Source organism: Bombilactobacillus sp. ESL1197, from assembly GCF_058107145.1.
In genome coordinates, this window is the sequence record NZ_JBYLTY010000003.1 from 1 (window position 1) to 24,046 (window position 24,046).

Below are 24,046 nucleotides of genomic sequence, written 5' to 3' on the forward strand. Positions count from 1 at the left end.
CTATCTAAAAAAGATATTTTAGCTGATTATGGTTTGCCAGAGTTGAGGAAGGAAATTGACGCTGACGATTTAGTTTCACTCGCTAAATTTGATTTTGTAACTAACATTTTAAGATCAAGACAGTCTGATTTAGCGCAATGGCAAACTGAATTAACTGCTAAACAAGCGCAACTATTAACCGATTTAAAACAACAATTAACTGATTACTATCAAAAAAAAGCAGATCCGGAAGTAGTTGACGATTTAGTAGAAAAGCAACTCGAACAAATCATGGACGCTTATAACGATCAAGTTCTACAACCGCAATATGCTGCCGACAATAAAGAAATTGTCACTCAAAACAATAAATTGAAGGCCAGTATTCAAAAACAGTTAGCGGTTGATCAAGCGGCAGCAGCTAAAAAGCTAGCAGATGAAGCTCAAATTAAAATTCAACAAGCTCAAAAAGAATATGAAGCTAGCGCCGCTAACTTACAACAGGAACTGCAAGATAAAGCTACTAGTTATCGCACTGAACAACGCAGTAAGTTGCATTTGAGTAGTGTTTTTACCATTAATCAGCAGCTAACTAGCTATAAAAATCAAGTTGTAAAAGACTTTCAACAAAATGCAACTGATTTAGTAGCCGATTATTTGAAAAAGTTAGGTAATGTGCAAACAGAAATTCAAGTCCAATTTGATCAAAGTAAAGATCAGTTTGAAGCTAATGCAATTAAAAAAAGAGAGCTAGAAAGGGCCGAGAAAAAAGAGCAACGGGATTGGGACTATAAAACTAAAGAATTAGATAGTCAGATTGAAATTGCAAAGGCTCAAAATCCTAAACCAGTAATTCAGCCTAAGGATAATCAAGCTGCAGAGCATATTTCGCAAATGTATGATCAGTTATTTAATCAACAAGGTAAGTTTTATGACCAAATGCTAAAAAAGGCCATGGATCAACCTCAAACGCAAGAAAATCAATTAGCAAGTACCTCCAATTCTGATTTAGAAGCTGAAGAAAATTCAACTAAATCGCCTAAGTCTCATAAAGGTGTCTTTGCTTCTTTAACGGCTGCTGGAGCAATTTTAATTATTGCTGGAGGATTTGGCTTGTTTCAACATGAAAATGCTAAGATCAATCAATTAGCGACAATTAATAGCCAACTAAGCTCACAGGTTTATCAAATGAAACAAAAGACAGCAATGCAAGCAACAAAAGTCGCTGCTAAGTCCCAAGCTAAGGTCAGTTTGAGTGATCTATTGGCGCAAAAAAAATATCAAAAAGCTATGACTGATTATAATGATTTGCAATCATTGGACCAAATTGCCCAGCGATTATATTTAAATAAAGATACGGCTGATTTAGAATTATTAAACTCTAAATACGATGTGGCTCTAGGAAGATACAACCACGCAATTTTAAAAAATGATCAAACAGAGTTACAAAAATCGGCTGGTGAGTTGACCGACTTTGAAAAGTCACTCATGAATCCAGATCAGAAAAAATTTTTATTAAGTCCTGGTAAATAACATGCAAAAACGAACGAAACAAGGGCATGAACATTTACTTAAGGGCTTTTTTAGTCGGCATAGATATCTTTCTCACACCTATGAATATTCTGTTTCAGGTGAAGACTTGCCCGAGGAAAACGTCCATAAATTAGATGGGCGTTTTTGGGCACTACTATTAGTTTTAATGATTATTTCAGTGGTCGTTATTGATTATGTAGCTAATGGCCTATTAGTTGCTGTGAATATCTTAATAAGTCCTTTATTCACGCAACAAAATCCTACCTTTTTTGAAATCATTGGCGGTTTTCTGCTACGGAAATGGACGCTGTCTAAATCATTATTGTTAATTCCAACGATTGCAGCTATTGCCATAGCTGTTTTAATTGTTTTACGTCTGAATTTTAAGACCGTAGATATTGCTTTTGGCCAAAAAGGTGATAGCCGGTTTACGACTTTGAAAGAAATTCAGGAACAGTTTAAAGCCATTCCCCAGGCTGGCAAGTCTTTTCCTGGTTACGGCGGGGTGCCAATTTCTCATTACAAGAATCAATACTATATTGAAGATGGGACCTATAACACAGAAATCGAAGGGACTTCAAGATCTGGTAAAGGTCAAGCTGCCGTGTTAACCATGTTGGACAACCTCTCACGGGCGCAAAAGCGCAGTTCCTTAGTCGTTGGCGATCCGAAAGGAGAGTTATACGCCGCGATGAGTGAAACGCTCAAACAACGTGGCTATGAGGTTTACGCATATAACTTAATTGATCCGACTAAGTCCATGGGTGACGATCCGTTAGGCTTAATCAAAAAGTATTACCGGCGTGGTAACACTGAATATGCTTTACAACTAATAAATACACTCACGGATACAATCTATAACGAACCCAACGCCGGCGAAAATAAATTTTTTAATACGTCGGCGGCAAAAGTTGTTAATGCTTTAATTTTGGTGCTTTTGGACAATGCCAAACAAACTGGTGAATGGGAAAAAGTGACGATGAATAATGTAGCAGAAATGTTAACGGAAGTCGGAAAAGTTAACTTTAAAGAAAACCCAGACGATTTTGAAACTAAAAATGCGTTAGACGAACTGTTTAACAGCTTGCCGCCGGGCAATTTAGCGGCCAAACAATATGTTGGTGCTAATTTTTCTGGTGAAAAGGCGAAAGGTTCTATTTTAGCAACGGTTGCTGATAAACTAGCAATTTTTACAATGCCGTCAATTGCCAAACTAACTTCTAGAGCTAGCATTGATCCAAAATCAATCGGCTTTTCCAAGTATTTGGATTTTCAAGTTGATCCCAAATTAGTTAATCAAAAACTGCAAGTTAAATTTTTCGATACTCAACATAGCAAAACGTTAGGTCTCACAATGGCCGCGGTAGGAGTCAATGGGTTTGTCGAAGTCAATTTTGATTTCAAATTGTATTCAAACGATATTTTAGAAATTAGTATTTTGGAGAGCGATTTTAAAGCTAATCCTAATTATTGGCGAGAATTTGCTAAAAGGTTTGGTGGAGTAGTTGTTTGCAGCAATCAAACTGGTCAGCCGATTACTTATTTGAATTAATTAAGTGTGATCTTTTATGAAAGAAGCAGGATTTAGCAATAAGAAATTAGCAACTACGGTTTTTTTAATTTTAGTTTTAAACTTTGTTGATCTATTTTTGGAGCTTTACTTTTTAGGCAATGTTAAAGAGCTTGCGAGGCCAAGTCATGCCCCTTTGCTAAAAGACTTAGTTAATGTATATTTGGTTGTTTTGTTTGCAACAATTATTTGTTCTTTTAGCTATTTAAAAAAATATTGTTTTGATCTTCAAATTCGTGATTTGGTTTCAAATATTTTAAATCAAATAATTATGGTAAGTTTACTGTCTTTTTCAGTTTTTAATTCTCTGTGGGGACTTGAAGTATTAGTTTTACTAAATGACTATTTTAAATATGTAATATTAGCAGTACTGATTGCTGGAGTTGTATTTTCATTTGCAGATTCAGATGAATTCTTTATATTATTGCTTTTTTTCATGATGGCAGCAGTACTTTTAGGAGTAATTTATTTTTCAGCATCTTTAATATCTTTTTTGAATATTTTTTAGTTTAAAGGAGCGTGTTTATTTTGGAAAAAAGGAAAATTCCAGATAATTCAAAAAAGAAAAAATGGATCAAAATTAGTGTTACTGCTGTTTTAGCGTTGTTAGCAGTCATTTGCTTGTTCTTTTTTGTTAAAAGTAAAAAGGAAAAATCTATTTTAGATAGTTATGTACATGCTAGTAAACCTAAGGCAGTTCAGGTAGCCAAATTAAAAAATGGGCCGACAAAAATTTATCCGTCAGATATTGATAATGTCAAAATGGTAACGCCTTTTGAACTTAATGATTATCGTTCTAAGGCACTTTCAGATGGATATGGAGATAATTATGCGGGATATGTCAGTATTCCGGCAATTGGCATGTATTTGCCAATTTTGAATGGTGTGAATATGTATACTTTGTCTTTAGGAGCAGCTGCCTATTATCCAACTACTGTTCCAATTGGTGGAGCGGGAAATTATGTATTAGCTGGTCACAACATGAACACGTCCCTAAATGTTTTATTCTCACGCGTACCTAATTTAGTGCCCAACGTACACCAACAAATTATCTTAACTGATAAAGTAAAAAATTACTACTATCAGATAACTGATAAACAATTGGTTCGCCCGTACCAACCCGTTTATAAGGGTACAGAAACGCCAACTACAAAATCAATTTTGTATAGCGACAAAAAGCAACGAAAGGTAACACTGTTTACCTGTAATTATAACGGAACTCGGCGGTGGGTCATTACTGGTCAGTTCGATTATGAGACCAAACATTAAAGCGGGCTAATAGTTAATGCGATAAGTTTTATGGGCGGTGACTGTTTGTTCTCAAGGAGGTGCTTGCGTATGAGAATACGGAAGAATCAACAGAAAGGATACACAGTCTTACTTGGATACCTACAAGGTATTAATGTTAATGATTGCTTTTGGCACATTAGTTGCCACAATCATAAACAACAAAAAGTAACAAAAAATCGTCCTACTCTAACTTTGGCAAGTTATAGGACGATTTAACATTGTTCGATAATTAGTCACCGCCTTTAAAGCGGATCGCTAAGGGATTGGTGTTCTAGCACCAGTCCCTTTTTCAATATCAATGATAACACATGCTATAATGTTTTTGTACCCTTAAGGATTTAGCAATAGAAAAACGAACGCACACTTGCTAATAATTTACAACAAGTTTTTGTACCCTTAAGGATTTAGCAATATAAAAACTCAAAATTTAATCCAGTTTCAAACCTTTTAGCAGATTTGGAGCTGGATTTTTTGCTGAATGAGAAAAAAATTAAACTTTTTTCTAAAAGCACTTGACGTAACTTATGAGTTACAGTACAATTAAAAATGTGATAAGGAGGTTAGATTATAAATTAAGTAAATGTTTACAAAAATAACTGATTATGAGCAAGAAAATCTTTTCAAAAGTAAGATTGATATGACTTTAGTTAAACGTCTGTTGGACTCTAATATAAGCGGTTATAAAATAGCAAATGAAATTGGAATGCCTAGACAAACAATTATTCGCCTAAGAAATGGTCAAAATGATCCTGGAAGAATGAATGTTTTGACTGCATATCGGCTTAGCGAGTATGCCAGAAAGGTTTTCAAGGAAGAAGATTAGCTTTTTAAATTGGGGGATTTAAAATGAAAAAATCAAATGTTTTGAGTGGGTTGTTTATCACTGGGGGATTACTTATTTCGTTAGTAACGACTAACCAACAAAAGGTGCAAGCTAAGGATTATAGCTATAAAGTTGTTACCGTAAAAAAAGATCCATATGCGCAATTGTATGACAATAATATGCAAGAAATTCCGCGGGCAATTAATAATAATTCTGATTGGCGTGTTGGCAAAGTTAAACAAGTTAATGGGACTTATTATTATCAAATTTCTGGCAATGAATGGGTTGGTGGCAATGACGTTAAACCTAACTTTGATCCCGCAACTGGTAAATTGAACCAGAAAATAGTTGGCACGATTAATAGTACGATTACGGCTATTTACGATAATCAAGGCAACAATACCTATGACGATGGTGTTAACCTGGCTTATCAATCGCAATGGACTGTTGGTAAAGTTATCCGTAATTCTCAAGGACGGTTGTTCTACCAAGTAGCACCTAATATGTATGTGCGTGACGATGACATGACCTTGAACGTAACGCCTAACAACATCAAAGATGTGTCAAACTTTGGTTTGAATGGCAAGCCAACAACCACCGTTACTGCTCCAAGCAACAGTTCCAATACTAGTTCCAGTTCTAACAACAGCAACAAGCCAACCGGTTATAGCTACAATGTTGCCCGTGTCGTTAGTGGAAACGGTGCTAAGATTTATGACCATAACGGTGTTGCTACAAGTTCCAGTGTGCCGGCAAACTCTGACTGGCGGGTTCTAAGAACATTCAACATTAATGGTGGTCTTTTCTTTGAGATTGGCGACAACCAGTGGCTAAACGCTAGTGACTGTTCAACTAACTTCACACCATTAGCAGCTAATGGTTCAGGAACTACTAACGGTGGAAGTTCAGCTACTAATACAGGCTCAAGTTCTAATAGTTCTTCAAATTCTAAACCAACAAATGATAAGCCATTTAATACAAATGGAGCTCATGGAGAAGCCGATTGGTATGTTCCTGTTCAACACCAACCAAATTCAGCTTATGAACAATCTCTGTTAACTGAAATTAATAATAAACGTTTAGCTAAAGGGTTATCTCCACTTACTATTAATTCTAAATTGACTCAAGCGGCTACTAAACGGATTCAAGAAGAATCAACTCCATATGATCACGGCAATATTCCAACCCGCCCAGACGGATCAAGTTGGTGGTCATTATTGTCTGAAGTTGGTTATAACTGGAGCTACGCTCGTGAATTAAACTATATGATGGGCGATGATCTTTATGATAGAAGCATGTATGATACTCCAGAAAAAGTTACAAGAGCTTTAATAGGTAATTCTACTGACGATGGTTTTTACGGTACTACGGGCTATAATCAAAATTATTTAAGTCCTGAAGCCAAAGAGATGGGTGCAGCCGTTTGTTACACCTACGGCGATGGTCGTGTATATACTGAGATTATTATTGGAGCTCAAAAATAACAATTAAATATGTTTCACTTTGCGTCACAGATAAAATCTGTGGCGCTTTTTTTTGTTATACACATCTAAAAAAACTAAAGGAGGTGGTGCTTCAAATTAATAACTCTGGTTTTAATTTAAAGAAGGAGGTGAGTTTAACAGTTTTAAATTTAAGAAAAAGGAGATTTAAAAAATGAAAACTCATACGCCATTTAAAAGTATTCGAAACCTTTTAGTGGCACTTTTTAGTTCATTGCTTCTATTTTTTTCTATCGGTTCTAATTTAACTAATGTTCGGGGCGATGCTATATCCATTGATCAAAGCATGCCACAATTTAATAAAAATAATTCATTAGTAATTGCCAAAGATGTTGACACGTCCCAAGCCGATATTAAAGTGACGGGTTCTAGTCCAACTGTTAGCCGCATGACGGGCAATCAACGTCCAGGTTCAATGTCAGACAGTGACGCCACTAAGCTACTGTTTGCTAGCCCAGCAGATATGCAAAATGCTGTAATTAACATTAAGTACGCCAAATCTGTTGGGACGTATATGAATACCCCAATTTATGCGCAAGTAAAAATTCACGATATTCAAGCCCAACCGCAAGCACCAGTCTATGGCGAAACGATGGTTTGGTACGTGAGCGACAAACTCTACAATGGTATTCAATGTATTGGTGAGCAACAGTATCACATGGATTTAACGTTTACTGACGCCAATGGTACACCAATTGACGTTGGTGAGGATCCTAACCAAACATTTTTGACAATTAGTTCCTTGAATCAAAATACTGCCAATGCTTCTAATGGTCAATTCAGTCACTTTATTTTGGGAAATGAATTTGTCAATTACGAAAAAATGGGATCATTACCTTACTACAAAACTAGTGACTCTATTTTGAAAGAATTTAATTCACCATGGAGTGGAACACCAGTTATTGGTGGTAATCGCAGTGCAAAATCCGTTAAAGATAGCGTTAATACTGACGTTGGGTTTGAAGATTTGCTTGGTCGTCCCACATTTCCACGAGCTTCTGCTAGTTTTCAGATTAAAGGCAGCACGATTAAGTTAATCATGGGCAGCTATGCTTCTGCCACGGAAGACAACAAGCTTAATGGTGGCGAATATGGTTACGCTAATGGTCAGTGGTTAGCTTTTAGTTCCGCAACTCTTTGGAACCCCGTTCCAATTGCTCCAACTAAGGACGTTATGCAAAACGACTCTGATGATCCATCTAATCAAGCTAATTTTCATTCGATCAATAAAAAGGAAGTTCAGCCTAATGAGAAATTTGAGTATACTATTTCTCAAAAAGTTGACCAAATGAACGTTACAATTTTAAACCGTTACAAAACGTTTGAATTTTCTGACAAGTTGCCGGATGAAGTGGACTACTTGAAGAATGGTTACGTGACAGACGATAGCTCAGGTAAGAAATTATCAACGGACGCCGGTGATTTCACTTATGAAGACGGCATTTTAAAATATGCGTTTTCAAGTAACTTCTTAGCAAACGTCATGCCTCTATCTGGTGAAACCTATACGGTGCATATGCCGGTCCAAGTTAAAGCTAACGTTAAACCCGATACGGTAATTAATAATATTGGTCACGTGCAAATTGACAAAGATAAAGCGGATACGAACAAGACAGAAAACCCTGTTGGTTCTGATCCGGGCACGCAAATTTACAAGAAGATTTTCGTTGGCAAATTCGACAACGTGAAAGATTGGGACTCATTGTTCAAATCAGCGGTTAAATCTTCAGCAAGTGCCGCTGACACCGACACGGCTAAAACTCAAAATCAAGCTGCTACTAAGACTTTAAAGAAGCAGTTAAATCGTGATAGTGGTGACGACAAAGGCGATAACTACGACGGTTCCGACGCTCTCAAGGACGAACAAAAGTTAACCGCCAAAGATGACACCACTGACGTTCATTTTGCCGTGCAGTTCAAATTAAGTAAGTATGGTGACTTTAGCAGTTTAACGCTAGAAGATAAGTTGCACGACGCTTTTAACTACAAGTCAGCTAAAATCATCGATTCCAAAGGTAAAGATCTGACTAACGATGGGACGTTAGACACGGGTTCTTCCAAGCGAGACGTTACTTGGACCGCTAACGATGCCGAAAGCTTGCGCGGTAAAACCGTCTATATGTATCTGACAGTAAACTTGAATAAGGACTACAAGTACACTTCAGACTTGATTGATTCTCAGACGGGCAATTATCTCATTCCAAACGATGCGAATGCTATCGTAGGTAAAGACACGTACAAATCAAATCAAGTGCATGTAGTGGTTCCTAATCCTGAAGGGACTCTACCAGCGCCGACAAAGACAGTTGTCGATGCCAACGGCAATGACGTTAATCACAAAGAAGTTGCGAACGGCGATACCTTGTATTATCACGTCGACCAAAAAGTTGGTAACTTAAACGAAGATATGCTCAAACCCTACTCCTCCTTTGGGTTAAGCGATAAGTTAGATCCAAACGTGAAATACGTTGAGTCTTCAGTCGTGAATAAGGATACCAATAAAAAGATTGACGATACTAATACCACGGAATACGACCAAAAGACGCATACCGTTTCTTGGTCCGCCAGCAAGGACTTCCTAAGTAAAATGCCACTCAAAGGTGAGACGTACGAATTAGTGATAAAGGTTAAGGTTGATAATTCAACGGCCTTAGAGAATGCTTTAGGTGGCGATAACAAGGAAGATCCAGGCACGCAAGTTGTAATCAAAAATGTTGGCCAAAGTACCATTAATGATAAACCTCAAAAGACCAACGAAGTTGAGAACCCCTTGAAGCCCAAGGATCCAGTTAAACCAACAAAGACCGTGGTGGACGCTGACGGTAAGGATATGAACCATAAAGTTGTCCATAATGGCGACGTCTTAACTTACCACGTTGACGAAAAAGTCGGCACGTTAGGCAAAGACTTAGTTTCTCGCTACAAGTCATTCTTAATCAGTGACAAATTGGATAACAATTTAGATTACGTGAAAGCAGAATTAGTAGATAAAGCTAGTCCTGACAAAGAAATTAGTGATCCGAGTCAAATTACCTTTGATCAAACACAAAACACGGTTACTTGGACCGCTAGTTCGGATTTCTTGCAGAACATGAAACTTCAAGGTGAAACCTATGAGCTAGTCATTCAAGCGAAAGTCAATATTAAAGATGGCGGCGATAGCAAAGATCAAATTATTAACACTGCTACGGTTAATATTGACGACAACCCACAGTTGACCAACGAAGTTGAAAATCCGTTAAATCATAAGAACCCAGCACCGACTAAGTCAGTCGTTGATAAAGATGGTAAAGATATTAATAACGCCAAGGTTAAACCTGGTGACGAACTTTACTATCACGTCGACCAGAAAGTTGGTACTTTAGGTAAAGATTTGAGTCAACGTTACCCTGATTTCTCCATCAAGGATCAGTTAGATAACCGGTTAGTTTATAAGAATGCTTATGTAATTAACAAAGCTGACGGTAAAAAGGTGAGTCAACCCAGTGAATTAACGTTTGAACCTACCAGCAATACTGTTCTATTCACGGCGTCCAAGGACTTCTTGGATAAAATGGAGCTGAAAGGTGAGACTTACGAGTTGGTAATTAAAACTGTTGTAAAAGGTAATAATTCTGACTTGACGAAAGATTCCAGTGACTCCGATCAAAGTGCAGATTCAACAAGCAACACCAATGATCAAGAGGCGCAGTCTAGTGATAAATTAAAAGAATTGGAACCTGATTTGAATTCTAAGTCTAGTAGCAGTGCTGATACTAATTCAGAAATTGATACCAAGACAGCTAGTGATTCTAATGACACAACAGATACCACTGATTCCAGTGATACAACCACACCAGCAGCTGACAGTTTAGATTCTTCTTACAATGACAGTGGTGAAAATGACATTGTTAATGTTGCAACTTCAACTCTTGGCGGAGAACCATTAGACACTAACGAGGTTCGTAATCCATTAGAACCAGTCAAAAATCCAGCGACTCCAGATAAAGATAATTCTAAGGATCAGGACAATCCGAGCGATGAAACTCCCGAAGACGCACCATCGTACAAAAAGATGGCGCAAACAGGTTCCATTAGTTTCTGGCAACAGTTGTTAAATCAATTCTTAGCTTTGTTTAAGTAAAATATTCTTCACTTATTAGATTGATAAAACTATATTCTTAATGTAAGATGTAAGAAGTAAGAAATAGAAAATAAAAAAGTTAATCTGATAAATTAGGAGGATAGGCATATGTCACAACTAACCAGTATTTTGTCTAGCAAGGGACAAGTCGTAATACCTGCTCCGGTGCGTAAGCAGTTAGGATTAGAAAAAGGTAGCAAAATATCTTTTGAAGTAAAAGGGGATCGGGTCATTGTAAAAAAGTTACCAACAGCTTTAGACTGGTCTAATCTGATAAAGGATATACCAGTAGAAGATGTTGAATTTGACGAGAACGGAAACTATGATCCTAAAAAATCTCCAGAGTTTCATGATTGGATGGTTAATGGCTAACTATGGAACCAATGGATATTTATATTGCTAATGTTCCTTATGAAGATACGGACGGAGAAAAAATTCGTCCTGCCTTAGTAGTAAAAATAACTGCTCAAAAAATTGGTGTTTTTAAAATTACTTCTCAATATGTTCAATCCTCCTATTTCAAGAATAAATTTTATTACAAAATAATGGATTGGAAAGGCGCGGGTTTAAATAAGCAATCATATGTTGATACTCATAAGATATTTAGACTTCCACCTTCGAAAGTTTTTAAAAATCAACCAATTGGTAAATTGACTGATTCAGATGTTATTAGATTGTTTGAGTTCATAAAACAATCTGAATAATTAAATATGTTCCACTTGCGCGTCACAGAGAAATCTGTGGCGCTTTTTTTGTTTTCCAGAAAAAGGAAAGCGAAAGGAGGTGAACCATGAGCACAAAAAAGAAGTCCACCCAAGACTTACTTTTGGCAAAAATCCTGCATGAAAGGGGGATCTCTAACAAAGAGTTTAAAGTGCAAAACCGTAAGCAGGCGCTCGCGGTTTTAATTGATCCGGCAACGGATCATGAATTATTAAATGTAATTGACAACTACTATTCTCAAAAATTAATTGATGAAGAAATTAAACAGCAATTACTCAATCCTTAAAGAAAAGAGGAAATCATGTGTCTTTGGTTTTACAAGCATTAATGGCTAATTTAATTAATAAAATGGACGCCCGTGCCATTCAAAAATTAGGCGATATTTTCGGTAACCTAACCAATGCTGCTAATCAATTAAAGGGCAATTTAACTACTTTAGGCTTTGTGTTAGCCGCCGTGGTCATTGTTGCCGGTGGTATTGGTTTATCTTTTGGGACGCAAATTAATCAAGCTTCTAAAAAGTTGATTATGTGGGCCGCTATTGGTGTTGCAGTTATCTGTTTGGCGCTGGCGATAATCTCTTGGGTACAAAATGCCGTAGGAGGTGGTTTTTAGAACCAAATAAAACTTGAATTTTGAATTATGATTTTTTGATTTTCCCTTATAAAACAATTGATTGAATATCGATTAACCCCATGATTAATATTCAACGTACAACGTGTCGACCGTGAAAAGTTGGCACGTTTTTACTTGCGGTGACGCAAGAATAAAAAATGGAGGTCAAGCAAATGTATTCAGGTTATATTACAAATGTGGATAAAAAGATTCGCAAATCTTTAAACATTCCCGTACGCAAAAAGCTTTTAGTAACGTATAAGAAAGCCACAATTTCCATGGCAGAGTTAGAAAAAATCTTTGAAAGTATTGCCCAATATTTGGAAGACAATGCCCTAGATACTACGACCATAGCTTTTACGATTGAACAAAAAGAAGAGAGTCGTAATGGTGAAGTCACTAGTATGGACTTTGAAATTCCAATTCAAACGACTGACGCGGGTCAAAAAAATTTGTTACCGGACAAATTGGCGATTGATATTGCTGACGATGACAACCCAGACCAAGCTGATTTAGATATTCCTAGTGAAATTGCGAACGAAATTAGTTCTGATCAAGATGACGAAACACCTTATGACAGTTCATTTGCGGAGACAGAGCAGCCTACTACTGAACCAGAGGCAGAGGATTCTGCTGACGATCCATTTAGTGATTTTCAGGGAGATTCAGCAGAGGAGGTGTTTGACTTAGATATTGACGATGAAACGGAAGAAACGTCAGAGGAAGATCCTGAACCAGATTTATCGGTTACTAACGAACCACCAGTGAATCAAGCGGAAAATCCACCGGTATCAGCGTCAACGGTTGATCAAGCCGCAGAAACGTCAAGCTTGGTTGAAGAAAAGGCTCCGCAACCAGGATCTGCTTCGGAAGCCCCAGTTTCTAATGACCAAATTTTAAATTTAAGCCAATATTTAGCCAATTTGTCCATCAAGCAACAACAATTACAACTATCTAAAAAAGATATTTTAGCTGATTATGGTTTGCCAGAGTTGAGGAAGGAAATTGACGCTGACGATTTAGTTTCACTCGCTAAATTTGATTTTGTAACTAACATTTTAAGATCAAGACAGTCTGATTTAGCGCAATGGCAAACTGAATTAACTGCTAAACAAGCGCAACTATTAACCGATTTAAAACAACAATTAACTGATTACTATCAAAAAAAAGCAGATCCGGAAGTAGTTGACGATTTAGTAGAAAAGCAACTCGAACAAATCATGGACGCTTATAACGATCAAGTTCTACAACCGCAATATGCTGCCGACAATAAAGAAATTGTCACTCAAAACAATAAATTGAAGGCCAGTATTCAAAAACAGTTAGCGGTTGATCAAGCGGCAGCAGCTAAAAAGCTAGCAGATGAAGCTCAAATTAAAATTCAACAAGCTCAAAAAGAATATGAAGCTAGCGCCGCTAACTTACAACAGGAACTGCAAGATAAAGCTACTAGTTATCGCACTGAACAACGCAGTAAGTTGCATTTGAGTAGTGTTTTTACCATTAATCAGCAGCTAACTAGCTATAAAAATCAAGTTGTAAAAGACTTTCAACAAAATGCAACTGATTTAGTAGCCGATTATTTGAAAAAGTTAGGTAATGTGCAAACAGAAATTCAAGTCCAATTTGATCAAAGTAAAGATCAGTTTGAAGCTAATGCAATTAAAAAAAGAGAGCTAGAAAGGGCCGAGAAAAAAGAGCAACGGGATTGGGACTATAAAACTAAAGAATTAGATAGTCAGATTGAAATTGCAAAGGCTCAAAATCCTAAACCAGTAATTCAGCCTAAGGATAATCAAGCTGCAGAGCATATTTCGCAAATGTATGATCAGTTATTTAATCAACAAGGTAAGTTTTATGACCAAATGCTAAAAAAGGCCATGGATCAACCTCAAACGCAAGAAAATCAATTAGCAAGTACCTCCAATTCTGATTTAGAAGCTGAAGAAAATTCAACTAAATCGCCTAAGTCTCATAAAGGTGTCTTTGCTTCTTTAACGGCTGCTGGAGCAATTTTAATTATTGCTGGAGGATTTGGCTTGTTTCAACATGAAAATGCTAAGATCAATCAATTAGCGACAATTAATAGCCAACTAAGCTCACAGGTTTATCAAATGAAACAAAAGACAGCAATGCAAGCAACAAAAGTCGCTGCTAAGTCCCAAGCTAAGGTCAGTTTGAGTGATCTATTGGCGCAAAAAAAATATCAAAAAGCTATGACTGATTATAATGATTTGCAATCATTGGACCAAATTGCCCAGCGATTATATTTAAATAAAGATACGGCTGATTTAGAATTATTAAACTCTAAATACGATGTGGCTCTAGGAAGATACAACCACGCAATTTTAAAAAATGATCAAACAGAGTTACAAAAATCGGCTGGTGAGTTGACCGACTTTGAAAAGTCACTCATGAATCCAGATCAGAAAAAATTTTTATTAAGTCCTGGTAAATAACATGCAAAAACGAACGAAACAAGGGCATGAACATTTACTTAAGGGCTTTTTTAGTCGGCATAGATATCTTTCTCACACCTATGAATATTCTGTTTCAGGTGAAGACTTGCCCGAGGAAAACGTCCATAAATTAGATGGGCGTTTTTGGGCACTACTATTAGTTTTAATGATTATTTCAGTGGTCGTTATTGATTATGTAGCTAATGGCCTATTAGTTGCTGTGAATATCTTAATAAGTCCTTTATTCACGCAACAAAATCCTACCTTTTTTGAAATCATTGGCGGTTTTCTGCTACGGAAATGGACGCTGTCTAAATCATTATTGTTAATTCCAACGATTGCAGCTATTGCCATAGCTGTTTTAATTGTTTTACGTCTGAATTTTAAGACCGTAGATATTGCTTTTGGCCAAAAAGGTGATAGCCGGTTTACGACTTTGAAAGAAATTCAGGAACAGTTTAAAGCCATTCCCCAGGCTGGCAAGTCTTTTCCTGGTTACGGCGGGGTGCCAATTTCTCATTACAAGAATCAATACTATATTGAAGATGGGACCTATAACACAGAAATCGAAGGGACTTCAAGATCTGGTAAAGGTCAAGCTGCCGTGTTAACCATGTTGGACAACCTCTCACGGGCGCAAAAGCGCAGTTCCTTAGTCGTTGGCGATCCGAAAGGAGAGTTATACGCCGCGATGAGTGAAACGCTCAAACAACGTGGCTATGAGGTTTACGCATATAACTTAATTGATCCGACTAAGTCCATGGGTGACGATCCGTTAGGCTTAATCAAAAAGTATTACCGGCGTGGTAACACTGAATATGCTTTACAACTAATAAATACACTCACGGATACAATCTATAACGAACCCAACGCCGGCGAAAATAAATTTTTTAATACGTCGGCGGCAAAAGTTGTTAATGCTTTAATTTTGGTGCTTTTGGACAATGCCAAACAAACTGGTGAATGGGAAAAAGTGACGATGAATAATGTAGCAGAAATGTTAACGGAAGTCGGAAAAGTTAACTTTAAAGAAAACCCAGACGATTTTGAAACTAAAAATGCGTTAGACGAACTGTTTAACAGCTTGCCGCCGGGCAATTTAGCGGCCAAACAATATGTTGGTGCTAATTTTTCTGGTGAAAAGGCGAAAGGTTCTATTTTAGCAACGGTTGCTGATAAACTAGCAATTTTTACAATGCCGTCAATTGCCAAACTAACTTCTAGAGCTAGCATTGATCCAAAATCAATCGGCTTTTCCAAGTATTTGGATTTTCAAGTTGATCCCAAATTAGTTAATCAAAAACTGCAAGTTAAATTTTTCGATACTCAACATAGCAAAACGTTAGGTCTCACAATGGCCGCGGTAGGAGTCAATGGGTTTGTCGAAGTCAATTTTGATTTCAAATTGTATTCAAACGATATTTTAGAAATTAGTTATCAGAAGCAAAAAATTCAATATCGGATGCAATTAAGTACTAAACCCAAAGAACACCAAGTTAAATTGAAGGAATTGGGACAAACGACCTTAAAGGTTAACAGTATGGAGATGAATTATAGTGAACACCCGATGGCCATCTTTTTAATGCTGCCAGACTTTGATACTTCTAATCATGTGTTGGCTTCCTTATTCATATCAAGTGTTTATACAGAACTTTCTTATCAATGTTCTAGAACCGTTGGTAATAAGTGTTTTTGGCGGATTAATTGGGTATTAGATGAATTTGGTAACTTACCCGCCATTGCGAACATGGACCAAATTTTGACGGTCACCAATGGTCGAAACATGTTGTGGCATTTGTTTGTACAATCTGATTCACAGTTAGACGCTAAATATGGTAAACAAGCCGCAGAAACGATTCGGCAGAACTGTCAAACTAAAATTATGATCATGACCACTGATAATGCTTCAATTGAGAATTTTAGCAAAATGGTCGGCAATAAAACCGCAGTGTCGCGTAATTCAGATATGAACGATATATATAACAATCGAAGCACGCAGGCTTCTGCTGAGTCAGAAAGGTTGCTGACACCGGAGCGAATATCGCAATTGCTGGAGGGAGAAACGATCGTTCTAAGACCATTGCACCGGGAAGACTTGAAGCATCGCAAGGTGCGGCCATTTCCAATTTTTAACACCAAGGAAACGTCAATGCCTTATGCTTATCAATTCTTAACTAAGTATGGGATTGACCCCAGCCGAGACATTAATTCACTAGACTTTGATTCACCCAATGCCAATCTCAATTTGGACGATTTAAGGCTTGATTTTAGTGATTTTATGGTTTCCGAAGCCGCTTTAGCGGAATATTTAAAGTACCAATAGTTTAAAAAATTGAATACGTGACTTTTAAGGAGGCTAAGTTAGCGTCCTTTTTTGTTATAAAAAAGAAAAGAGGAAATTCAATGCGTAAAAAGCAACAGTCTATTACTGGAAAGGTAATTTCAGAATTAAGTCCTTTAAATCGCAGAGTACAACACTTTGAAGTAATGAGAAAAGATCAAAGCGTTCAAGTCAGCGTTGATTGTATTGTCAAAGGGAAAAAGAAAATTCAATTGTTTCAAAAAGCAGTTGAAAAAGGAAATTTAGTCAGAGTAACAGGCGATGGTTTATATCTTCATATTTTAGGCGAAGATCATAATCAAAAAATTGCTCAGTGGCAATTAAAATCTCAAACTATTAAAGTGCTTAGCAATTAAGCAATGATAAAAAACGATCTAAAAAATTTTGAATTACACCAAAAAGGACGCCAATTTAGCGCCCCTTTTTATTTTCCCTATTTTTATGAAGGAGGTAAAAAATGCATCCAACATTATTAAAACTAGGATTTTTAGGCATTAACTGGTTTGGAAAAGACAATGTGGGGTCCGATCAAGTTGTTAAATTTTTACAAACACACGAAAAAGTGCTGGTTTACGAAAATTGGATAGAAAATGTTTTTAGTGGTTTTAAGTGGGGCGTAGTTAAATGGCTATATCATATTGATCAGGACATTTTTAAGTTAATCCCCAAAGCTTTTGACGTTAAACAATTATTTAAAGACGCAGGCGTGACCGGAATTAAATCAGAACTCTTAACGGGGGGCTTAATTACAGCTTTACTAGCACTATCAGTAATTTGGTTTGCGATTAAAAAAATGTTTTTTCCAAATGAGTCTGCTGAGCTTAAAGCAGCGATTACGCATTTAGTAATTTCGATCGTTTTAATTACCTGTACTGGAACATTAGTTAATAAAGCTTTGGAATTATCAGAAGGAGTGTTTAATGGTGCAGTTCAAACGTCGGAAGGCTCACTGCCATTTAAACTGATCAAGGACAATACGCTTGATTTGTTTGAGTTGGCCAAAGACGGTTGGACAACTAAGAATATTGTGACAGCAGAACCTAACGGTAAGCAAAAAGTTACCAATAACGAAAATTCATTGTCGGAAAAAACCTTTGATACAACTGATATGAATTTTATTATTACTCCAGACGTGATTGACGACATTCAAGATAGCGATGATCTGTCGAAAAATGTTAAGAAGACCTTGAAAGATAACTTGATTTATCGGTTAGACCACAATGAAAGTAATGAAGCGGTTGCTCGTAAAATTGACGATGGTAGTCCTTTGAATGACATATTTATGCCTGGTTATTCACGCTTTGTCGCACCCGGATATGTCTTGATTATTGGCTTAATCTCTTTAGGTATTGCATCGTTTTTCATTTTGTACACCATTATTGACACGATTTTACAGCTGGTCATTGCTTCAATCCTCGCTAATCTAGTGTATGCAACGGATATTGAAACTGGCCAAAGAACCAAGGCAGTAGTTACCGATTTAATTAATAGTGCTGCGGTCATTGGCTTTACGGGTGTTGAGTATGATTTTTATGCGATTGGGCTAACGTGGTCTAGCAAGAATATTGATAATCCAATTCTCAATGTCATGATGTTAATTGCGTTAACGATGGTCTTGATCATGGGTTCGAACGCTGTTTTGAAATACTTTAATGTTGATACCGCTATTAAAAATAATGGTAATGGCTTATTTAAAGCCGCAATGGCTGGCAATATGGCCGCTCACGGGGCAGCAGGAGCTGCTAACGTTGCTAAAGAAGTCGGTGGCACAGCTTTACATGCTGCTGGTAATACAGCTAACGTTGCTCGACAGGCGTTAAGTGGGATTAGAAATTCAATTGATAATCATACACCAGGACCGAATTTGAACCCTGATCAAACTTCTGGCGGTTTAGGTCTGGGCCAAATGATTGCTCAAAAAGGGCGTGACTTGGCTAATAAATATGATAATAGTAATTTAGCCCAAAAGACGGGTACTAGCTTTGATCAGGGCGATCGAACTTCTGATAACAGCAGCGCTTCTCAAAATAGTTCCAAAGAGCAATCAGAGTCGACTAACGATCAACAAAACGACACTAAGAATACGCAAAATACGCAAGATTCTAATAATGACTCAGAAAATAAGGGCAACATTGGGGACTTAAACGTTGATTCCCCGTCAGATGACAATGACGACTCTCAAACGGGTAATAACAATAATCCAACGGTTAATGATTTTAATGAAAATAACAATCAAAATCAGAATGACAATTTAAGTAATCCTAATGCCAATGTTGATAATGATTCGCAAACAACTGAAGTTGAAGATAATGTCCCTAGCGGTGAACAAAAAGTTTCTGATTTGAATGATAAAGCAACTAATGCCAGTGCTGATCCAGCAAAGTCTGATGAAATAGATAAGCCGAAGATTTCGGATACCAACTTGAGTGACGATGATCCGGCTACTAAGCCTAATTTGAATTCTGATCTGAGTTCTAACGACCGAATTAACGATAAAGTAAATCATAGTGACGAAGCTGGCAATAATAAGATCAAACAAGGCTTCGATAATATTCGGAAACAAAACGAAGATAATTCAAAGGAGGATAGCTAATGGATGCAATGGATAAATACCGTAACATGTCCAATATTGATCATCGCAAAATTGAACCTAAAATCGGTTTTGTATCAATTAAAACGTTAATAATAATGTTAGTAGCACCGACGATGTCCTTTAATATGTTACAAAGTCTCAATTTTCCGTTAGCAGCATCGGTAATTATTACTGTCTTAATTGTGGGGTTTGCGATTTATTGTTTGGCTAAAACTAAGAATAATCCAGTAGAGGGTAATTTTAAGCTATTGCTTTATGCCATCGTTATGAACCACAAACGTTATTTTCCATTGGATCGTATCAAAAGTTACCAGGATAAAAACAAAAAGTCTTTGTATTGATTTAAAAGTGAGTGAAAGGAGGTTTACCGAGTGAAAAAATCAGAAATAGGAGGTCAAAACCTCCGGACACAATCTTTGTTTAATAATAAAGGAGATGACTCAATCTTGAATATTTTACCGTTTAAGCGTTGCTCTCCGAATGGAGTCGTAGTCAAAAATGATAATACGGTTCAAGCTTATTTAGCAGTCAATACGACCGACTTACAATCTATGAACGATGACGAGCTGGCTCGCTGGTGCGATTCACTAACCAATTTAACCAGAGTTTACGGTTACTGTTTAAAATTGATTTCAATGTCGCGACGGACTAGTGTTCCTGATCAGATCAGTTATTGGACCAGTCAAAAACGAATAGCAGATCGCGCCATTGCCCGTAAGCAAAATGTCTACCAAAATCAAATCATTTCAACGATCAATCGAGCAACTCTGCAAAAACTATATACGCTGCAAAGACAATCATCGGAATTAAAATTCTACTTTATGGTTTCTGCAAAAGATGAAAAAGAATTAGCTAAAAGAATTAGATCCATTCAAGTTTTAGGAGGCGACAGAGGGTCGTCAAAATTAGGGTTGGCCATGCAAAATAAAAAAGAAGCTACAGCAATCCTTTTTCGCATGAACAATATGAACGACGAAGGAGATTCAGATGACTAAATTTAAATTAAAAAAGTGTCTTAGTCCTTGATTTATCAAGGGCTTAGACATTTAGATATGTTATAATTATGTATGTAAAGTAAATGCTAAGGCGGTGGCTATTCCTGGAAAGGGAGTGGTGCTTATGGTGTAAAAACCGTGAACCCAGATCCTAAAGAAAGGAGTAGCAAGTTGTTTCATTTGAGCGTCCACGATCTTTGCCAAATAATCAATACGATTATTGACGTGGCAAGTTTCGTTTGGATGATCAAACAAAGCAAAAAAAAATAACTGCCTTAGCCGTGCGAAGCTAACAGTTATTTAAGTGATTATTAAATTATTTAGCTGCTGTCTTAGCAACTTTACAAAAGGGTCAGTGTTAGTTGCGCTGGCTCTTTTTCTTACATTTAAATAATAGCAGTAACACCAAGGATTAGCAAGTAATTGCTAATCCTTTTTTCTTTACACGGAAAGGACGATAGGAGATGTTTTTTAGCAAGAAAGTGGCGGTAAAAACGTCAGATTTAGAAGTAGATCCTTATAATAAATTTTCCAAAAAGCAGCAAGTTATGCTGAAAAAAGAAGGATACGACTTAGATTGGTTGTCGCAGATTCAACCGCAAGGTGGCATGTTTTTTGGTGAGCGTCAGGGAGAAACATCGGATGGTTATTTTCAGTGTTTGGAGGTGACTAAATATGATAATGATCCAGTGGTTTGGTGGTTAGCGGAGATTATGAACTACTCCTATACCATCTGTACTGCGGATCTAAAAACTGACCCCAAAGATAAGTTGATTAAAGATTTGAATAGGGGCATGGACGAATTAAGCGATCGCGAAGTTGAAGCAGCTCACCAAACTGAACGGAGTAATGCGAAAGCGGAAAAGAAAAAAATGTTGGCTTATGCGCAAGAACTTTCACGAAAGGGTGAAGTTGCCAAGCAAGTGCGGATTAGAGTCTTTATTTATGCACCAACAGTGGCACTTTTGGAACAGCGGACACAGGACATTAAAACGAGAATTCAAAATAATGGCTATAAGGTGACTAACTTTTTATTTGAACCGTATTTTCAGTATGAATCCTTATTTATGAATTTGGACGAGCAGAATACGTTAATGAATAATCGTGAACCTTACTCAATGCCGGCGAAAAATATTGGTGGCGGTATTCCCTTTCACCACCAAGCGTTAATGGATCCCAAAGGCTATCCTTATGGACAAACGTTAACGGGTGGCTCATTTATTTTTGATCCGTTTTTTAAATCACGAGACCGACTAGCTTATAATGGGGCAGTTTTAGGAACGATGGGTGCGGGAAAATCCAATTATTTGAAAATGATGGAAGAAGCAACTGTTGGCGCCCATAACATGGTACGCGGTATTGATATTGCGGGTGATTTTAAACAGTTAATTACTAGTCAAAATGGTTCTTATGTACCGTTAGATGGTTCTGGTGGCTTAATTAATCCACTAGAGGTTATGGGAACAGTGTTAGATCAAGGAAATTTAAAAATTGATCAAGCACAATCTTTTAATCAACATATTTCCCATGTTGGCGATCAATTTCGTTTTTTAAATCCAGCCTTTACCGCCGATGATTTGACGGAGTTAAGAATTTATCTGCATCGCTTTTATGAAGCAATTAATTTAGTTCCAAAAAATTACGAAAAAGACCCTCACTTCCAAATTACCGACTTGCCTGCTAATGAATACCCGACTTTAACGGATTTTTACAATTGGCTAATGAAGCAAAGCGTTGGTAATCAAGCAACATTTGATAAAAAGCGGACGCTAGAAAAAATACAGACGTCATTGCAAGATATTATTTCAAACTACGGGTATGTCTTTGACGGACATTCAACTGTGAAAAACTTGTCTCACGAACAAATCGTCTATTTTGGTGCCGGTAATTTGCAATCACTATCCCGTGAGGTTTTCCATTGTCAGTTGTATACAGCGTTAACTATCATTTGGAATCATGCGTTACAAAATGGTATTCGGGTTCGTCAAAACTTAAAATCTGGCAAGATTAAAGAAGGCGAAGAAACGTATTGTTTAGCTATTTTGGACGAGTGCCACAATATCATTAATACCAATATGATCTTTGCTGTTCAATACGTGAGTCGATTTGAGCGGGAAATGCGGAAGAATTACGCTGGTGTTTGGTTTGCCACCCAATCACCAGAAGAAATGATCCCTGAAGGTGCTAATAGTGCTGACGCTTCAACGATTAAAACCGTTTTACAATTTACCACGTACAAATTTTTAATGCGGACTGATCCAGCGACCATTCCAGCAATTAAACGATTATTAGGCAATTCCATAACTAAGTCTGAATACGAAAAGTTGGGAACTTTAAAAGTTGGCCAGGCTGTTTGTAACTTTGGTAAAAATATTAACTACACCGTCAAATTTAATCCTGATAAAGAACAATTAAAGAGATTTGATGGAGGGCTTTAATGTTAAAAAAATTTTGGAAATGGATTGTAGGAGGTTCGGGGGCATTAATAGTTACCTTTGTAGTATTAGTTGTCATAATTATTGGCGCTATGTCCCAAGCAGCCGGTTCGGGTGGTGACGATGGTGACGATTATGGTGACGTAACTAATATTGGCTTGTCAAAGGAGGTCTTGGCTTATAAAGATTTGGTAGAAAAAGAATGCAAAGCGCAAGGCGTCCCCGAACTTGTTCCTTATGTCTTGGCAATTATGATGAATGAAACGCGGGGTATTGGAAATGACGTTATGCAATGTTCAGAATCGCAAGGATTACCACCCAACTCTTTAAGTCCGAGTGAAAGCATTCATTATGGTGTTGCGTATTTAAAAAGTAATAAAAACTTAGCTGATCAGTATGGAATTGATATTTTCGGTGCGATTATGGGCTACAATTTTGGATCCAACTATATTAATTGGATGGCCAAAAATGGTTATAAAAAGAGCACGACACCAATTGCTGATCAATACTCAAAAAACGTTGTTGCGCCTGCCTTAGGAAATACTAGTGGCGCAACTTATGTTTATAAAAACGAAATTTCGGTTCCCTACAATGGCGGCTTTTTATACACCAATGGCGGGAACTTTTTTTATGACAAATTAGTAAAAAGATATTTGCAATTTGGCAGCAGCAAACACAAACGAACTCGAAAAAAGCATAGTGGTTCAAAGGTTATTGACGAAGCTCAAAAGTACCTCGGAGTTCCTTACGTCTGGGGCGGCCATGACCCCGCAACAGGCATGGATTGTTCGGGTTTCGTGGGTTACGTCTTAACTAAGGTCACGGGCAAGCAATATCCACAATATACAGTTTCGCTAGAAAGTTGTGGCACACCTGTTCCGCTCAGTCAGTTGTCCGCCGGAGATATGATTTTTTACGGATCAAAAGGATCTTCTTATCACGTTGCTTTTTACATGGGTGACGGACAAGTGATCGAAGAGCCAAAACCAGGTGACGTTTGTCATATTCGGCCCTTATCAGCATGGCAGCCAGACTTTGCTGTTCGTCCTAATTTATAAATCATTAATT

20 protein-coding genes are annotated in these 24,046 nt (G+C 37.2%); all 20 read left to right on the plus strand.

The window, feature by feature from the left end; translation table 11 throughout:
• On the plus strand, positions 1-1,509 hold a 1,509-nt coding region (locus AC3B6B_RS07545; RefSeq protein WP_489758058.1), incomplete at its 5' end, for a hypothetical protein.
• 1 nt (position 1,510) lies between these two features.
• Positions 1,511-3,061 carry a type IV secretory system conjugative DNA transfer family protein gene (locus tag AC3B6B_RS07550; protein WP_489758059.1) on the plus strand — a complete coding sequence of 517 codons (1,551 nt, stop codon included), beginning with the start codon at positions 1,511-1,513 and terminating at the stop codon, positions 3,059-3,061.
• Positions 3,062-3,077: 16 nt separating this feature from the next.
• On the plus strand, positions 3,078-3,587 hold the full coding sequence (locus tag AC3B6B_RS07555; protein ID WP_489758060.1) for a hypothetical protein: 510 nt from the start codon (positions 3,078-3,080) through the stop codon (positions 3,585-3,587).
• Between the two features lie 20 nt (positions 3,588-3,607).
• Positions 3,608-4,348: a class A sortase gene (locus AC3B6B_RS07560; RefSeq protein ID WP_489758061.1), complete on the plus strand. Its 741-nt coding sequence runs from the start codon at positions 3,608-3,610 to the stop codon at positions 4,346-4,348.
• A 69-nt stretch (positions 4,349-4,417) separates the two neighbouring features.
• On the plus strand, positions 4,418-4,585 hold the full coding sequence (locus tag AC3B6B_RS07565) for a hypothetical protein (RefSeq protein ID WP_489758062.1): 168 nt from the start codon (positions 4,418-4,420) through the stop codon (positions 4,583-4,585).
• Between the two features lie 364 nt (positions 4,586-4,949).
• Entirely contained in the window at positions 4,950-5,192 is a 243-nt protein-coding gene (locus AC3B6B_RS07570) for a hypothetical protein (RefSeq protein WP_489758063.1), read from the plus strand.
• A gap of 23 nt (positions 5,193-5,215) precedes the next feature.
• Positions 5,216-6,676 carry a CAP domain-containing protein gene (locus AC3B6B_RS07575; protein WP_489758064.1) on the plus strand — a complete coding sequence of 487 codons (1,461 nt, stop codon included), beginning with the start codon at positions 5,216-5,218 and terminating at the stop codon, positions 6,674-6,676.
• Between the two features lie 172 nt (positions 6,677-6,848).
• Entirely contained in the window at positions 6,849-10,817 is a 3,969-nt protein-coding gene (locus tag AC3B6B_RS07580) for an isopeptide-forming domain-containing fimbrial protein (protein ID WP_489758065.1), read from the plus strand.
• Positions 10,818-10,925: 108 nt separating this feature from the next.
• A complete protein-coding gene (locus AC3B6B_RS07585; RefSeq protein ID WP_489758066.1) occupies positions 10,926-11,189 on the plus strand; it encodes an AbrB/MazE/SpoVT family DNA-binding domain-containing protein in 264 nt (87 codons plus the stop codon).
• A gap of 2 nt (positions 11,190-11,191) precedes the next feature.
• Positions 11,192-11,521 carry a type II toxin-antitoxin system PemK/MazF family toxin gene (locus AC3B6B_RS07590; RefSeq protein ID WP_489758067.1) on the plus strand — a complete coding sequence of 110 codons (330 nt, stop codon included), beginning with the start codon at positions 11,192-11,194 and terminating at the stop codon, positions 11,519-11,521.
• Positions 11,522-11,607: 86 nt separating this feature from the next.
• On the plus strand, positions 11,608-11,826 hold the full coding sequence (locus AC3B6B_RS07595) for a hypothetical protein (protein WP_489758068.1): 219 nt from the start codon (positions 11,608-11,610) through the stop codon (positions 11,824-11,826).
• A 17-nt stretch (positions 11,827-11,843) separates the two neighbouring features.
• Positions 11,844-12,155: a hypothetical protein gene (locus AC3B6B_RS07600; RefSeq protein ID WP_489758069.1), complete on the plus strand. Its 312-nt coding sequence runs from the start codon at positions 11,844-11,846 to the stop codon at positions 12,153-12,155.
• Positions 12,156-12,328: 173 nt separating this feature from the next.
• Positions 12,329-14,614, plus strand: coding sequence for a hypothetical protein (locus AC3B6B_RS07605; RefSeq protein ID WP_489758070.1), 2,286 nt, complete (start codon positions 12,329-12,331; stop codon positions 14,612-14,614).
• Position 14,615: 1 nt separating this feature from the next.
• Positions 14,616-16,937, plus strand: coding sequence for a VirD4-like conjugal transfer protein, CD1115 family (locus AC3B6B_RS07610; RefSeq protein ID WP_489758071.1), 2,322 nt, complete (start codon positions 14,616-14,618; stop codon positions 16,935-16,937).
• Positions 16,938-17,017: 80 nt separating this feature from the next.
• Positions 17,018-17,311 carry a hypothetical protein gene (locus AC3B6B_RS07615; RefSeq protein WP_489758072.1) on the plus strand — a complete coding sequence of 98 codons (294 nt, stop codon included), beginning with the start codon at positions 17,018-17,020 and terminating at the stop codon, positions 17,309-17,311.
• A gap of 101 nt (positions 17,312-17,412) precedes the next feature.
• Positions 17,413-19,548: a pLS20_p028 family conjugation system transmembrane protein gene (locus AC3B6B_RS07620; protein ID WP_489758073.1), complete on the plus strand. Its 2,136-nt coding sequence runs from the start codon at positions 17,413-17,415 to the stop codon at positions 19,546-19,548.
• Positions 19,548-19,889, plus strand: coding sequence for a DUF5592 family protein (locus AC3B6B_RS07625; RefSeq protein WP_489758074.1), 342 nt, complete (start codon positions 19,548-19,550; stop codon positions 19,887-19,889). The genes AC3B6B_RS07620 and AC3B6B_RS07625 overlap by 1 nt, the downstream gene beginning before the upstream one ends.
• 30 nt (positions 19,890-19,919) lie before the next feature.
• Positions 19,920-20,543: a TraC-like domain-containing protein gene (locus AC3B6B_RS07630; RefSeq protein ID WP_489758075.1), complete on the plus strand. Its 624-nt coding sequence runs from the start codon at positions 19,920-19,922 to the stop codon at positions 20,541-20,543.
• Positions 20,544-21,007: 464 nt separating this feature from the next.
• Positions 21,008-22,981, plus strand: coding sequence for a VirB4 family type IV secretion system protein (locus tag AC3B6B_RS07635; RefSeq protein ID WP_489758076.1), 1,974 nt, complete (start codon positions 21,008-21,010; stop codon positions 22,979-22,981).
• Entirely contained in the window at positions 22,981-24,036 is a 1,056-nt protein-coding gene (locus tag AC3B6B_RS07640; protein ID WP_489758077.1) for a bifunctional lytic transglycosylase/C40 family peptidase, read from the plus strand. The genes AC3B6B_RS07635 and AC3B6B_RS07640 overlap by 1 nt, the downstream gene beginning before the upstream one ends.
• Positions 24,037-24,046: the final 10 nt, after the last annotated feature.

Coding starts and splice junctions, on each gene's coding strand:
- AC3B6B_RS07550 (WP_489758059.1), top strand. CDS start 1,511: ATGCAAAAACGAACGAAACAAGGGCATGAACATTTACTTAAGGGCTTT.
- AC3B6B_RS07555 (WP_489758060.1), top strand. CDS start 3,078: ATGAAAGAAGCAGGATTTAGCAATAAGAAATTAGCAACTACGGTTTTT.
- AC3B6B_RS07565 (WP_489758062.1), top strand. CDS start 4,418: ATGAGAATACGGAAGAATCAACAGAAAGGATACACAGTCTTACTTGGA.
- AC3B6B_RS07570 (WP_489758063.1), top strand. CDS start 4,950: ATGTTTACAAAAATAACTGATTATGAGCAAGAAAATCTTTTCAAAAGT.
- AC3B6B_RS07575 (WP_489758064.1), top strand. CDS start 5,216: ATGAAAAAATCAAATGTTTTGAGTGGGTTGTTTATCACTGGGGGATTA.
- AC3B6B_RS07580 (WP_489758065.1), top strand. CDS start 6,849: ATGAAAACTCATACGCCATTTAAAAGTATTCGAAACCTTTTAGTGGCA.
- AC3B6B_RS07585 (WP_489758066.1), top strand. CDS start 10,926: ATGTCACAACTAACCAGTATTTTGTCTAGCAAGGGACAAGTCGTAATA.
- AC3B6B_RS07590 (WP_489758067.1), top strand. CDS start 11,192: ATGGAACCAATGGATATTTATATTGCTAATGTTCCTTATGAAGATACG.
- AC3B6B_RS07595 (WP_489758068.1), top strand. CDS start 11,608: ATGAGCACAAAAAAGAAGTCCACCCAAGACTTACTTTTGGCAAAAATC.
- AC3B6B_RS07605 (WP_489758070.1), top strand. CDS start 12,329: ATGTATTCAGGTTATATTACAAATGTGGATAAAAAGATTCGCAAATCT.
- AC3B6B_RS07610 (WP_489758071.1), top strand. CDS start 14,616: ATGCAAAAACGAACGAAACAAGGGCATGAACATTTACTTAAGGGCTTT.
- AC3B6B_RS07615 (WP_489758072.1), top strand. CDS start 17,018: ATGCGTAAAAAGCAACAGTCTATTACTGGAAAGGTAATTTCAGAATTA.
- AC3B6B_RS07620 (WP_489758073.1), top strand. CDS start 17,413: ATGCATCCAACATTATTAAAACTAGGATTTTTAGGCATTAACTGGTTT.
- AC3B6B_RS07625 (WP_489758074.1), top strand. CDS start 19,548: ATGGATGCAATGGATAAATACCGTAACATGTCCAATATTGATCATCGC.
- AC3B6B_RS07635 (WP_489758076.1), top strand. CDS start 21,008: ATGTTTTTTAGCAAGAAAGTGGCGGTAAAAACGTCAGATTTAGAAGTA.
- AC3B6B_RS07640 (WP_489758077.1), top strand. CDS start 22,981: ATGTTAAAAAAATTTTGGAAATGGATTGTAGGAGGTTCGGGGGCATTA.